Source organism: Ralstonia sp. 25mfcol4.1, assembly GCF_900104095.1.
Taxonomy (GTDB): domain Bacteria; phylum Pseudomonadota; class Gammaproteobacteria; order Burkholderiales; family Burkholderiaceae; genus Cupriavidus.
In genome coordinates this window covers 465,054-477,160 of sequence record NZ_FNJO01000002.1, presented here as the reverse complement: position 1 = coordinate 477,160, position 12,107 = coordinate 465,054, and the positions used below count along the sequence as shown (strand labels likewise).

The following is a 12,107-nucleotide window of genomic DNA, read 5'->3' as shown; positions in this document are numbered from 1 at the left end:
GTATCGCGTCAAAGTAACAGAGCACAAGGTCGGGCTTTGCGATTTCGACTGCCTCCGTTGGATTTTTCTCCACATCACGCCGACTCCGATGTGGGGCTCTGATATTATCTTGGACAGCAGGGCGGGTAGTAACGTATTGCGGGGAGTACGGTTTTACTTTCGAACGATTACCGTTAGGAGTGAATATGTTTGCGGATGCAGAAGTCCAGTTGGAGAAAATTCTGGCTTTGGTCGCGAAATGTCCGGAGAAACTGCAGGAAAGATGCTTTGAGATGCTGCTCAGTGCCTATCTCGCTTCGCTGAGTACGCCTCCCGGCGATGCTTTGGGGGTTGCTACATCAACCGCTGTGGGAGGTGCTTCTCCCGTGCGAACTGCTGTCGAAGCGAATGGCGGCGATGTCATCCCAGAACAGTTGCGGACACGTTTTATGGCAACCGCGACCCGGCTGAAGGTTCCGTCCGAAAGACTCGCGGCGCTTTTTGACTTCCAACTAGACCCGTACAACTATCACGCGCTCGACGTTCCCGGCTCAAATAAGGCCGACAAAGCTCGAAACGTTGCATTGCTTCTCTGTGCAAAGTCTTATTTGACTATGAGCACCTGGATTGCGGACTGGAAGGAGTTCCGAGCTGTCTGCTTGGATCATGGTTGCTGGGACAAGGCCAACGTGGGACGGCATTTGGGTGGACCGATGTTTAAGGTGGCTGGAGCAGCAGACGGTATTGCCTTAGCCCCAGCGGGCGTCTCCGCAGCCGAAGGACTGCTTGCTAAATTGGCTGGCTCGGGCGAGGCGCAGGCATGAGCCCAACTAGCGAAGATCTGGAGGATTTCCACGACAAGGTCAAAAAGATGGATTTGGTCCTGTCAAAGCTAGGCACGACAGAAGTCAATCGATCGGAGATTTTGACTGGCCTAGCCAGCCTCGCAAAGGATTGGTTAAGAGTTGCGTCGGAGTTGAGAAACACAGCAGACGGGTATCTGCCGTCGCTTGACCCTTATGACAAAGCCATGGCTGAGGTGCTGTCGCTTACAAAGCAACGTACACGGGTCTCGACTTTCCGAGCTCGGCTAAAGCCATTTGTTGGGAATCTTCTTGACGACGTTGTAGTGCCTTTGATGAGATTCGAAGGAAGTCCATCTCAAGCCGCAGCCAGACAGCTTCAGGAGCTGTTCGCAACTTCAGTATCGCAGGAAGAGATGGCGTATGTTCAAGAGGCTGCCCGTTGTTCATCCGTTCATGCACACCGAGCTGCAATAATTATGCTATGGGCAGCTGGGGTCGCCAGATTGCACAATCAAATTCAGCTAGTTGGGTTCGCTGCATTTAACGCTGCAGCCGCAGCGGCGTCCGCGAAGAAGGGGGCACCCTACAATCGCATTACGAAAGGCTTAACTGTAAACAGCGTCGCAGAACTTCAACGTAGCAGGGACGCGGATATTCTTGCAGTTGGCATGGAACTGTGGTTGTACGATCTTCAAGCATTCGAAGAGCAAGATCGCCTGCTCAGTATTCGAAATAGTGCTGCTCATCCAGGGATGTTCATGCCTGTGGCACTCGATGTTAGGCAATTCGCAGAGAAGCTGCGTCGATACATATTTGACTTGGTGAAGTGACGAGGCCGGTCGAGACGGACAACCCCCGCGACAGCCTCGATGTTGGCCACTTCGTGATCTATTGGTCTTGGCCGCTCATGGCTTAAGCTTGGTCGTCGTGTACGGCATTTCACGAGGCTCAATTAACCGATCTTCTTCGCTAGGTCGGCCGCAGACGGATGGTAGTACCGCTTCAGCATGGTCAAGCTGCGGTGTCCCGATACTGCCGCCAATTCAATTAAATTCGGCAGCTTGGTCGCCAGTCGGGTAATGGCCGTGTGACGGAGGTCGTGCCAGTGCAGGTCGACCAGTCCGGCCCGATCGCACGCTCGTTTGAATGCTTTGTGATGGGCAGGTGCATTGATCGGGAATACGCTCCCATCGATGCAACGCGGCAGATCGCGCAGTAGGCTCACTGCCTTCCGGGATAAGGGCACGGCCCGTGCTGCTCCATTCTTGGTCGTCGGCAAGAACGCGGTCTGATCTTCAAGGTTGATGTTCGACCAGCGAAGGGCAAGTAACTCACCGCGCCGCAGAGCCGTTTCCAGGCTCAAGATAGCCATGGGTCGAAGCCAAGGATTCCGGCGACCGGTTGCGACCAATGCAGTCAACAATCGGCACTCCTCTTCCGCCAACAGCACCCTGTTTCGTCCCTGCGGAGTTGGTGGCTTGCGAACCGATGCTACGGGGTTTGGGACATTGATACCCCATTCGCGCCGGGCGTGGTTGATGATCGCCGACAGATAAGCCAGTTCGCGGATTACCGTCCCCGCTCTTACATGCTGCAGTCGCTCATCGCGGTACGCAGCGATTGCCATCGGGGTCAGCGCGGCCATGCTCAATTTCGCAAGTCTCGTCCGACACATCGCGCGTAGCCTGATAGTGTCTTCAGTGCCACCCCGCATCGATGGGCACACATCGACTATGTACCGTTCGAGAACATCCCCAAGGGTGGTCGCTTCGGCCTCGCTTCGGCTGACGTAGCTACCCCTGTCCATCTCCGATTCGATAGACCTTGCCCATCGTTCCGCGTCCTGCCGTGTGTCGAAGGACTTAACTTCGGACGGGAACCCGACCCGTGTTACCCGCGCCTGCCACTTGCTTCCTCGATGTCTAATCGATGCCATCTCCCATCCTCACTTGGACAGAATTTGGACAAGATCGATGTTTCGTCACTCCGTAGCGACGTCGCAGGTCAAGCCAGCGATGCTTTGCGCAACTGCGGTAGCCGATGGTGGTGTCGGGCCAAGGCTTACAAAACAATCACTTAGTGCCGCCCGCCACCCAATCCCCCGACTTCCCCCCATGCTTTTCCAGCAGCTTCACGTTGCCCATCACCATGCCCCGATCCACCGCCTTGCACATGTCGTAGATGGTCAGCAGGGCCACCTGTACGCCGGTCAGGGCTTCCATTTCCACGCCGGTCTGGCCGTGGGTTTCGGTGCGCACCACGCACGCGATGGTGGAGCTCGGTTCGTCGAGCGCGAAGTCGACGGCCACGCGGGTCAGGCCGATGGGGTGGCACAGCGGGATCAGGTCGGCCGTACGCTTGGTGGCCATGATGGCCGCCACGCGGGCAATGCCTAGCACGTCGCCCTTTTTGGCGGTGCCGTCGCGGACCAGCGCGAACGTTTCGGGCAGCATCGTGATCGTGCCGGTGGCCACGGCCACGCGATGGGTGCTGGTCTTGTTGCCAACGTCGACCATGTGGGCCTGGCCGGCGGTGTCGAAGTGGGTGAGCTGACTCATGGGCGGCAAAGGGAGATAAGGGGCAAAGGTCGGCGGGCAGCGTGATCGCATGGGGCCGGAACGTGGTGCAAAACAACGGGGGCCCGCGCTGGGGCGAGCCCGATGGGAACGGCCTCCAGAGGCCGCTATCATAGCAACATGCCCAAGACATCATGGACTCGCCGCCTGCCCGCCCGGTCGAGTGTCCGCGCCCCGGCGCCCACCGTGCCTGCCGTCCGTGCGTCACATCTGACGCGCGCCGTCGCGGCTGCGCTCGTGCTGACCATGGCCGCCCCGGCATGGCCGCAGGGCACGTCGCCGACGCCCCCTTCCACGACGACGGCGCAGCCGGGGCGAACCAGTGCCGCGGCGGCCGCCAACGCGAAGCTGGCCACGGCAACACCGGGGGTATCCGCATCCCCCACCACGGCCACGCTGTCCCCATCGGTGCCGGCGCCAGTGCCCACCCTGAACGGCGCGGTCAGCGACCAGGTCTATGACAACCTCAACCGCAGCGTTCGCGCCGGCCAGAAGTCGGAATTCGGCCTGCGCAGCGGCAACACGGTGGTGGAAAGCGCCGGCATCCAGTTGCCGGACCTGGGCGATCCGTCCACGGCGTCGCTGTCGCCGGACATGGAAAAGCGGCTGGGCGACCGCATCATGCGCAGCATCCGGCGTGATCCGGACTATGTGTCGGATGCCCTGCTGAACGATTACCTGAACGCGCTCGGCTATCGTCTGGTGCAGGCCGCGCGGCGCATGAACATCGCCGGATCCAACGGCGCGGGCACCTTTGCCACCGGGTTCGAACTGTTCGGCGTGCGTGACCGGTCGATCAACGCGTTCGCCATGCCGGGCGGCTATATCGGCGTGCACACGGGGCTGCTGGTGCAGTCCGATACGGAATCCGAACTGGCGTCGGTGCTTGGCCATGAAATCGGCCACGTCATGCAGCGGCATATCGCACGCGGCATCACCAGCCAGGACCAGTCGATGTGGATTGCGCTGGCGTCGATGGTGCTGGCCGGCCTGGCCGCCACCAAGAGCGGCGACGCGGCGGCGGCCCTGGCCATGGGCGGGCAGGGCGCGGCCATCGCCAACCAGCTGTCGTTTTCGCGGGGCGCCGAGCGCGAGGCCGATCGCGTCGGCTTCCAGATCATGACCGCCGCGGGCTTCGACCCGCAGGGCATGCCCGATTTCTTCCAGCGCCTGCAGCGCGTGATGGGGATCTCGGACAATTCCGTGCCCGCCTACGTGCGCACCCACCCGCTGACTTCCGAGCGTATCGCCGACATGCAGGATCGCGTGCGGCACGTGGCCGCGCACAAGGTTGGCAATACGCCCGACTATGAATTCGCCCGCGTGCGTGCGGCGGTGTTGCAGTCGCCCACGCCGAACGACCTGCGCAACCTGCTGGCCTCGTTCCAGGCGCAGGTGTCCAAGGCCCCGCCTGTCCGGCTGCCGGCGGTGTACTACGGCATCGCGTTCGCCAACCAGCAGCTCGGCCGCTTCGTGGATGCCGACAAGGCCCTGGCCGAGGCACGTCGCCTTTACGGCACGATTCCGGGCGCCACGTCGGGTACGCCGATGCTGGATGTGATGGCGGTGGAACTGGCGCGCAGCGCGGGCCGCCATCAGGACGCGCTCACGCAGGCGTCCGCTACGCTGAAGGCCTTCCCGCTCTCGCACGCGGCCGCGCTGACCTATGCCGACACGCTGCTGGCCACCAACCGGCTGGATGACGCCGTGACCTTCCTGCGCTCGCGCACGCGCGAGGAAACGGGCCGGTCGGAATGGTGGGAATTGCTGGCGCGTGCCTATGCCGCGCAGGGCAAGCGGCTGCAGCAGCATCAGGCACTGGCCGAGAAATATGCGATGGACGGCTCGTACCAGGCAGCCATCGAACAACTGCAGATAGCGCGCAAGGCCGGAGACGGCGATTTCTATACGCTGTCTGAGGTCGATGCCCGCCTGCACCAGCTCCAGCTGCAGTTCAAGGAAGACCGGCAGGACAACAAGGGCATGCCAAACTAGCGCCCGGCGGCGGGGGGTGACTTCGCCACCAGCGTCCCGGCGGCGGGGGGCGACTCCGCCGTGTTTCGCCTTCCTCCACCGTGTTTCGCCCTCGTCCGCCTTGGTCCGCCCTAGTCCGCGCTGGTCCGCGCTAGTCCGCCTTACTCCGCCGCCGGCGTCCGCACGAAGCCGAACCGCTTCGGCACTTCCGCTTCCGCGATCGGCTCGATGTCGAGATCGCGCCCGGCGTAGTGAAAGACGCCCAGTACCGCCGCGCATGCCTCGCCATGCCAGTCGCTGGCCGTGCTGAAGGCGTCCAGGTCGTGATCGTGCAGCAGCGCTGCCTGCTCGCCCTCCACCCCTTCCACGATTCCGGACAGCACGACATTGCCGTGCTCGTCGGCAAAGCACGCGGCCGGCGTGAATGCCCGGCCGGTGGTCGTGGTCAGCGCGCCGTTGTGCAGGCGCGCGATCCACGGTGCATACGCCAGCGACACGAACACGCGCTGCGGGCCGTTCTGGAAATACCAGCCGCCGCGCCCGTCGTGCGTGTAGTTGCGTTCGATAAAACCGATCAGCGCCTCATGGCGGATCGGGTCGCCGGAAAGCCCGTGCTGCTGCGCGAATTCGTTGCGCATGCGCCATTGACCGCGCCGGTCCAGCGCCAGCCAGCCGAAGCAGTTCGGCACGTTCGGCCAGCGTGCCATGGCTTGCTTGACCACTTCATCCATGGTGTCTCCTTTATATGCCGATGCTGTCGAAGAAGCCCAGGATCCGCTCGGGCAGCCATTCGATATGGCCGGCGCGCGGCAGCAGCGGCAGTTGGCCCAGCAGGCCGCCGCGCGGCGTCATGAAGCCGACGTGGCCGCCGTACTCGGGCTGCTCCAGCAGCACGTCCGCGCTGACATCGGCGGGGCCGGGCAGGTGCCGGGCGGGCAGGAACGGGTCGTTCCGGGCATTGAGCACCAGCGTCGGAATGCGGATCTCGCCCAGGATGGGTTTGCTGGCGGCGCGGGCCCAGTAGTCGTCGGTATCGCGAAAGCCATGCAGCGGCGCGGTCACCACATTGTCGAACGCGTACAGGTCGCGGCTGCGCAGCATGGTTTCGCGGTCGAACAGGCCCGGAAACTGGTCGAGCTTGGCCAGCGACTTGCGCTTGAGCGTCTGCAGGAACATGCGCGTGTAGAGCATGTTGAAGCCGCTCGACAGCGCGGCGCCACCGGCCGCCAGATCCAGCGGCGCCGAGATGGCTGCCGCACCGCGCAGGAAGCTGGCCTCGCTGCCATCCTCGCCCAGGAATCGCAGCAGCGCGTTGCCGCCCAGCGAGATGCCCACGGCCAGCATCGGCCGGCCGGGCCCGGTGGCCCGCTGCTGGTCGCGCAGCCGGTGCAGTACCCAGCGGATCTCGGCCGAATCGCCCGAATGATAGAAGCGCGGCGCCTGGTTCAGTTCACCCGAGCAGCCACGGAAATGCGGAATCACGCCTTGCCAGCCACGGTCGTGCAGCGCCGTCATCAGCGTCTGCGCGTAGTGGCTGCTGGAGTCGCCCTCAAGGCCGTGGAACATCACCACCAGCGGCGCTTCGGGCGCGGTCGGGTGCGTGGTCCAGTCGAGGTCGATGAAGTCGCCGTCCGGCGTGGTCCAGCGTTCGCGGCGGAACGCGATGCGGCGGTGCCGCGTGAAGCGGGCCGGCAGGATGGTCTGGGCGTGGCCGCCGCGCAGCCACCAGGGTGTCTGGAACGTGTCGCCGAACAGCATGGCCCGCGCAGCCGTCAATGCAGGGCCTGCCCCGGTGCGGCGGCCACGGCGGCCACCTGCACGGCGTTGGCCGGGCTGCAGTGGATATGGGCCAGGCGCCAGCCTTCGTGGTTCTGCATCAGCACATAGGTGGTGTGGACGAACAGGTCGGCTTCCACACGGCCTTCGCCAAAGCGCAGCGCCTCGGTGACGTCGAAGATCGACACGCCCAGCGACGCGTGGCTGCTGGTCTCGATGGCGTCGATCAGCACGGGCTGCTCTTCCAGCAATTGCGCAAAGGCCAGGCGCAGGTTCTCATGACCGATCAGGCGCTGGCCGTCGGGCATCACACAGGTGACCGAATCCTCGTCCAGCCAGAGGCGCAGCGCGCCATCGGCGTCGCGCAGCTTCATGGCTTCACGGAAGGCCTCGACGATGTCTTCGGCGGAATCGAACAGACGGGCGAAACGGGGCATGTTGATTGGGTCAGGGACGGTGCAGGAGCTTGCGCAACTCGACGAACACCATTTCGGGTTCGATTTCCTTCAGGCAGCGCAGGTGGCCCAGCGGGCACTCGCGCTTGAAGCAGGGGCTGCACTCGAGTTGCAGCCACATGATACTCGCAGCCTGTGACAGTGGGGGCGTATGGCGGGGGTCGCTCGAACCATAGACGGCCACCTGGGGCCGGTTCAGCGCGGCGGTCACATGCATCAGGCCGGAGTCGTTGCAGACCGCGGCCTCGGACAGCGCCAGCAGGTCCACGGCATCGTCCAGCGATGTCTGGCCGCACAGGTTGCGCACGAAGGGCGCGCCCTGCACGATCTCTTCGGCGATCTCGGCATCCTTGCTCGACCCCAGCGTGACGATCTGTGCATACGGATAGGACCGGCGCAGCATCTGCGCCAGCGCCGCGAAGTGCGCGGCGGGCCAGCGTTTGGCCGGGCCGTATTCCGCTCCGGGACAGAACGCGATCACGCGCGTGCCAGGGGCGATGCCGAAGCGCCCGGCGGTGGCGGCCACGCGCGCCGGATCCACCTTGAGACGCGGATCGGGAATCGATTCGGGCAGCCGGGCGCCGGGCTTGAGCGCCAGCCGGGCGTAATGCTCGACCATCGGCGGACGCTTGTCGCGCGGCGGATTGGCATGGCGCACGTTGAGCATGCCGAAGCGCGCTTCGCCACGATAGCCGACGCGCAGCGGGATGCCGGCCAGGAACGGAATCAGCGACGATTTCAGCGAGTTCGGCAGCACATAGGCCACGTCGTAGCCTTCGTGCTTGAGCTGCTGGGCGAACATCAGCCGCGCGCTGAGCTGCAGCTTGCCGTGCGCCAGATCGCTCGGGAACACCTTGCTGATCTCGGGCATGCGCGCCAGCACCGGGGCCACCCATTTGGGTGCCAGGGCGTCGATGACCAGGCGTGGATGGCGCGCCTTGAGCAGCGCGAACAGCGGCTGCGCCATCAGCGCGTCGCCAATCCAGTTAGGGGCGATGACTAGGGCTTTTTTCATGTCTGTGGGTATTGCCTGGCCCTTTGTTGCGTGGCCCTGATTTGCTTGCCCGGGCATGTCAACGCCCCGGGGCGCGGGGCGGCCCGGGGCGTCAGGTCGAAACGGCAGGAAGAGGCGTTGGCCGGGCGGGTCAGTGGTGACCCTTCAGCACGGTGCCCGGCTTGAGCTTGTACACGGTGCCGCAGTACGGGCACTTCACTTCGCCGGTATCCACCACGTCCAGGAACACGCGGGGGTGGTAGTTCCAGGCCGGGGTGTTGCCGGTGGGGCAATGCAGCGGAATGTCTTCTGCGCCGATTTCGACGACGGTTGCGGTTTGCGTCATGGTCTTGCGGTTGTTTTGCAGGGATGGATGCGGATAGGTGCCGATGGCACCGGATCAGACCGGCGTCAGCCACTTCCCGTACTTCTCGTCGGTACCGCCCACGGCCGCGAAGCACGCGTGGCACAGACAAAAGCCGTAAAGGCGCCATTGTAAGCCGGGGGGCCTTGCGTGCCAACGCGGCGCGGCACACACAGCGTTCTACAATCGCACCTTCGTCCCGACCAGCGCGCCGCCTGTTCCCAGTGCCCCAGCCCGATCCCACCTCCCACGAACCTGACGATCCGACCAGCGGCGACCGCTGGCAGGACGCGCTGGGCGCGCTCGCGGCACTGGCTGGCGGCGAACCCGCCCCGGACGCCACCGGCACGGGCCGCCGCCTGGTGTGGGCGCTGACGCTCGACGCGGACGGCGAGATCGGCACCATCGAGCCGATGGAGCAAAGCTGGGGCGCGCGCGGCTGGACGCGCCCGCGCCCCGTGACGCTGGCGCGCGTGGCCGACGACGACACCCTGCCGCCCTGGGATGCCCGCGTGGCGCGCGCCATCCGGCGCGACGGTTCGCGCAATCGCCGTCTGGTGCTGGACCGCGCGGCCGCCATCATGGCGCTGGTCGGCCACCCTGCCGTGGTACTGGCGCACGCGCCTACCGTGCCGATGGAGGTGCTTGAGGCGACACCCGCGCTGGAGGCCGTGCGCGAAGGCGACCGCTTCCAGCTGCGCATCGCGCCGCCCATGCGCGCGCCGAAGTCGATGGAGGACTTCCTGCCGGCCGCCGCGAAACAGGAAGCCGAAGCCCTGCGCCAGGTGACGGTGCTGCAGGACGGCGCGCGCCGCCTGCGGGTGATCCGCTTCACGCCGGCCCAGCAGGAGGCGGCCAAGCTGATCGCCGGCGGCCTGACCGTGCCGGCCACCGCGCAGGCGCGGCTGGACAGCACCTTGCGCACGCTGGCGGGCCACTTCCAGATCCACGCGGACAGTTCGGGCGAAGCGCGCGAACGCGACCCCGAATCGCGGCTGCGGGCCGAAGTGGCGCCGGTCGGGCGTGGCATCAGCCTGCGCCTGGTGGTGACGCCGCTCGGGCCACTTGGCCCGCGGCTGGCCCCTGCCCATGGCCGCGCCCAGTTGATGGCGACGATTGGCGGCGACACGCTGGTCACCCATCGCGACCTGGCCGCCGAGCAGGCCCATGTGGCCGAGGTGTTCGATGCGCTGCCGTTCCTGGTGCAGCAGGCGCCCGCCGGCGGTGAACATAGCTGGACGCTGGACGACCCCGAAGACGCGCTGACCGTGATCGAGACCCTGCCGGGCCTGGCCGGCGTGATCGACCTCGAATGGCCGCGCGGCCGCGCACTGCGCGTGCTGTCCGCCGACCTGCCGCAACTGGCGGTCAGCGTGGAAACCGGCAGCGAATGGTTCAAGCTGGTGGGCGAACTGCACGTGGCCGAAGGCCTGGTGCTGTCGCTGGAAAAGCTCGTGGCCTGGGCCCATGGCCATGCGGGCCGCTTTATCGCGATGGACCACGGCGTGTACGTGGCGCTGACCCGCCAGCTGCGCGAGCGCCTGCGCGATCTGGCCGCCGTGGGCGACGGCGTGCGCGATGGCATCCGCGTGCCGCTGGTGGCCACGCCGTGGCTCGACGACGTGCTGGCCGGCGTCGGCATCGATCCCGACGCGCACTTCCGCACGCGCGTGAAGCGGCTGCACATCGCGCGCGAGGCCGATGCCCCGCTACCCGCCACGCTGGCTGCCGACCTGCGCGCGTACCAGGCGGAAGGCTATCGCTGGATGATGTCGCTGGCCGACGCCGGGTTCGGCGCCTGTCTGGCGGACGACATGGGCCTGGGCAAGACGCTGCAGTCGCTGGCCGTGCTGCTGGCGCGCGCGGCGGGCGGCCCGGCGCTGGTGGTGGCCCCCACGTCGGTGTGCGGCAACTGGGCGGCCGAGGCGCGACGCTTTGCGCCCGCGCTGCAGGTGCGGGTCTACGCCGAAGGCGACCGGTCGGCAATCGTCGAAGAGGCAGGCGCGCACGATCTCGTGATCGTCTCGTACAACCTGCTGCAGCAGGCGCGCCGCGCGTTCTGCGAGCGGTCCTGGCATACGGTGGTGGCTGACGAGGCACAGTCGTTCAAGAACCCGTCGTCGCGACGCGCGCAGGCGATGTTTGCGTTGCAGGCCGACTGCCGTATCGCCCTGTCCGGGACGCCAGTGGAAAACCGCCTGGCGGAACTCTGGGCCGTGATGCGCTTCTGCAACCCGGGTCTGCTGGGATCGCTGGCGCGCTTCAACGAGCATTTTGCGAATCCGATCGAACGCAACGGCGCCCGCGACCCGCGTACCCGCTTGCGTCGAATGATCGCGCCATTCGTCTTGCGCCGGACCAAGGCGCAGGTTCTGGACGAACTGCCATCCCGCACGGAACTCGTGATCCGTGTGGCCCCTGAACCGGCCGAGGCCGCGCACTACGAGGCGCTGCGCCGCCAGGCGCTGTCAGAGGCCGAACGCGCGCTGTTGCGGCCGAAGAAGGAGCGCAAGGCGCGCGCCACGCTACCCGAGCCGCAGGCGCGCATCCACGTGCTGGCGCAACTGATGCGCATGCGCCGCGCGGCCTGCGATCCGCGCCTGGTCACGCCCGAGACCGCCCGCCCCGGCGCCAAGGTGCGTGCCTTCGCCGAACTGGCGGCCACGCTGGCGGCCAATGGCCACAAGACGCTGGTATTCAGCCAGTTCGTCGATTTCCTGCAGTTGCTGCGCCAGCCACTGGACGAGGCCGGACTGGTCTGCCAGTACCTCGACGGCGCCACGCCCGCCGCCGAGCGCACCCGGCGCGTGGCGGCCTTCCAGGCCGGCGAGGGCGACGTGTTCCTGATCAGCCTGAAGGCGGGGGGCTTTGGCCTGAACCTGACCGCGGCCGACTACGTCGTGATCGCGGACCCGTGGTGGAACCCGGCCGCGGAAGACCAGGCGATGGGCCGCGCGCACCGCATCGGCCAGCAGCGGCCGGTCACGGTCTACCGGCTCATCACCGCCGGCACGATCGAGGAACGCATCGTCGATCTGCACCAGGGCAAGCGGGCTCTGGCCGAAGGGGTGCTCGACGCGTCCGCCGATGAAGCCACCGGCCGCGACGTGCCGCTACCCGATATCGACGAACTGGTGGGTTTGCTGCGGCGCTGAGCTTGCCGATCCGGCAGTTGGCTCCCCG

Annotated in this window: 11 protein-coding genes; 4 read left to right on the top strand and 7 right to left on the bottom strand. The window is 65.9% G+C overall.

Going from position 1 to position 12,107, the window contains the following annotated elements; all coding sequences use genetic code 11:
- The first annotated feature begins 185 nt into the window (after positions 1 to 185).
- A complete protein-coding gene (locus BLQ58_RS28675) occupies positions 186 to 803 on the top strand; it encodes a hypothetical protein (RefSeq protein ID WP_029051285.1) in 618 nt (205 codons plus the stop codon).
- Positions 800 to 1,615: a hypothetical protein gene (locus BLQ58_RS28670; protein WP_029051284.1), complete on the top strand. Its 816-nt coding sequence runs from the start codon at positions 800 to 802 to the stop codon at positions 1,613 to 1,615. The genes BLQ58_RS28675 and BLQ58_RS28670 overlap by 4 nt, the downstream gene beginning before the upstream one ends.
- Before the next feature lie 122 nt (positions 1,616 to 1,737).
- Here BLQ58_RS28670 and BLQ58_RS05240 read toward each other — a convergent pair whose 3' ends face one another.
- A complete protein-coding gene (locus tag BLQ58_RS05240) occupies positions 1,738 to 2,430 on the bottom strand; it encodes a tyrosine-type recombinase/integrase (protein WP_254775811.1) in 693 nt (230 codons plus the stop codon).
- A gap of 427 nt (positions 2,431 to 2,857) precedes the next feature.
- Complete coding sequence (moaC, locus tag BLQ58_RS05235) at positions 2,858 to 3,343, bottom strand: cyclic pyranopterin monophosphate synthase MoaC (protein WP_029051282.1); 486 nt, start codon at positions 3,341 to 3,343, stop codon at positions 2,858 to 2,860.
- 264 nt (positions 3,344 to 3,607) lie between these two features.
- Here moaC and BLQ58_RS05230 point away from each other — a divergent pair, with 264 nt between their 5' ends.
- Positions 3,608 to 5,356 carry a beta-barrel assembly-enhancing protease gene (locus tag BLQ58_RS05230; protein ID WP_254775820.1) on the top strand — a complete coding sequence of 583 codons (1,749 nt, stop codon included), beginning with the start codon at positions 3,608 to 3,610 and terminating at the stop codon, positions 5,354 to 5,356.
- A 140-nt stretch (positions 5,357 to 5,496) separates the two neighbouring features.
- On the opposite strand, the gene BLQ58_RS05225 is transcribed toward BLQ58_RS05230, so the two are convergent.
- The 5 genes from BLQ58_RS05225 to BLQ58_RS05205 all read right to left on the bottom strand — a co-directional run bounded on the left by BLQ58_RS05225 (position 5,497) and on the right by BLQ58_RS05205 (position 8,906).
- Entirely contained in the window at positions 5,497 to 6,066 is a 570-nt protein-coding gene (locus BLQ58_RS05225; protein WP_029051280.1) for a DUF2946 family protein, read from the bottom strand.
- 10 nt (positions 6,067 to 6,076) lie between these two features.
- Positions 6,077 to 7,093: a YheT family hydrolase gene (locus tag BLQ58_RS05220; protein ID WP_029051279.1), complete on the bottom strand. Its 1,017-nt coding sequence runs from the start codon at positions 7,091 to 7,093 to the stop codon at positions 6,077 to 6,079.
- A 14-nt stretch (positions 7,094 to 7,107) separates the two neighbouring features.
- Entirely contained in the window at positions 7,108 to 7,548 is a 441-nt protein-coding gene (locus tag BLQ58_RS05215) for a YybH family protein (protein ID WP_029051278.1), read from the bottom strand.
- Positions 7,549 to 7,558: 10 nt separating this feature from the next.
- Positions 7,559 to 8,581: a lipopolysaccharide heptosyltransferase II gene (gene waaF, locus BLQ58_RS05210; protein WP_029051277.1), complete on the bottom strand. Its 1,023-nt coding sequence runs from the start codon at positions 8,579 to 8,581 to the stop codon at positions 7,559 to 7,561.
- Positions 8,582 to 8,711: 130 nt separating this feature from the next.
- On the bottom strand, positions 8,712 to 8,906 hold the full coding sequence (locus BLQ58_RS05205; protein WP_029051276.1) for a zinc-finger domain-containing protein: 195 nt from the start codon (positions 8,904 to 8,906) through the stop codon (positions 8,712 to 8,714).
- A gap of 242 nt (positions 8,907 to 9,148) precedes the next feature.
- Between BLQ58_RS05205 and BLQ58_RS05200 the strand changes: the two genes are divergently transcribed.
- On the top strand, positions 9,149 to 12,079 hold the full coding sequence (locus BLQ58_RS05200; protein ID WP_029051275.1) for a DEAD/DEAH box helicase: 2,931 nt from the start codon (positions 9,149 to 9,151) through the stop codon (positions 12,077 to 12,079).
- The last annotated feature ends 28 nt before the right edge of the window (positions 12,080 to 12,107 follow it).

Coding starts and splice junctions, on each gene's coding strand:
- BLQ58_RS05205 (WP_029051276.1), bottom strand. CDS start 8,906: ATGACGCAAACCGCAACCGTCGTCGAAATCGGCGCAGAAGACATTCCG.
- BLQ58_RS05230 (WP_254775820.1), top strand. CDS start 3,608: ATGGCCGCCCCGGCATGGCCGCAGGGCACGTCGCCGACGCCCCCTTCC.
- BLQ58_RS05220 (WP_029051279.1), bottom strand. CDS start 7,093: ATGCTGTTCGGCGACACGTTCCAGACACCCTGGTGGCTGCGCGGCGGC.
- waaF (WP_029051277.1), bottom strand. CDS start 8,581: ATGAAAAAAGCCCTAGTCATCGCCCCTAACTGGATTGGCGACGCGCTG.
- BLQ58_RS05215 (WP_029051278.1), bottom strand. CDS start 7,548: ATGCCCCGTTTCGCCCGTCTGTTCGATTCCGCCGAAGACATCGTCGAG.
- moaC (WP_029051282.1), bottom strand. CDS start 3,343: ATGAGTCAGCTCACCCACTTCGACACCGCCGGCCAGGCCCACATGGTC.
- BLQ58_RS28670 (WP_029051284.1), top strand. CDS start 800: ATGAGCCCAACTAGCGAAGATCTGGAGGATTTCCACGACAAGGTCAAA.
- BLQ58_RS05240 (WP_254775811.1), bottom strand. CDS start 2,430: ATGGCCGCGCTGACCCCGATGGCAATCGCTGCGTACCGCGATGAGCGA.
- BLQ58_RS05225 (WP_029051280.1), bottom strand. CDS start 6,066: ATGGATGAAGTGGTCAAGCAAGCCATGGCACGCTGGCCGAACGTGCCG.
- BLQ58_RS28675 (WP_029051285.1), top strand. CDS start 186: ATGTTTGCGGATGCAGAAGTCCAGTTGGAGAAAATTCTGGCTTTGGTC.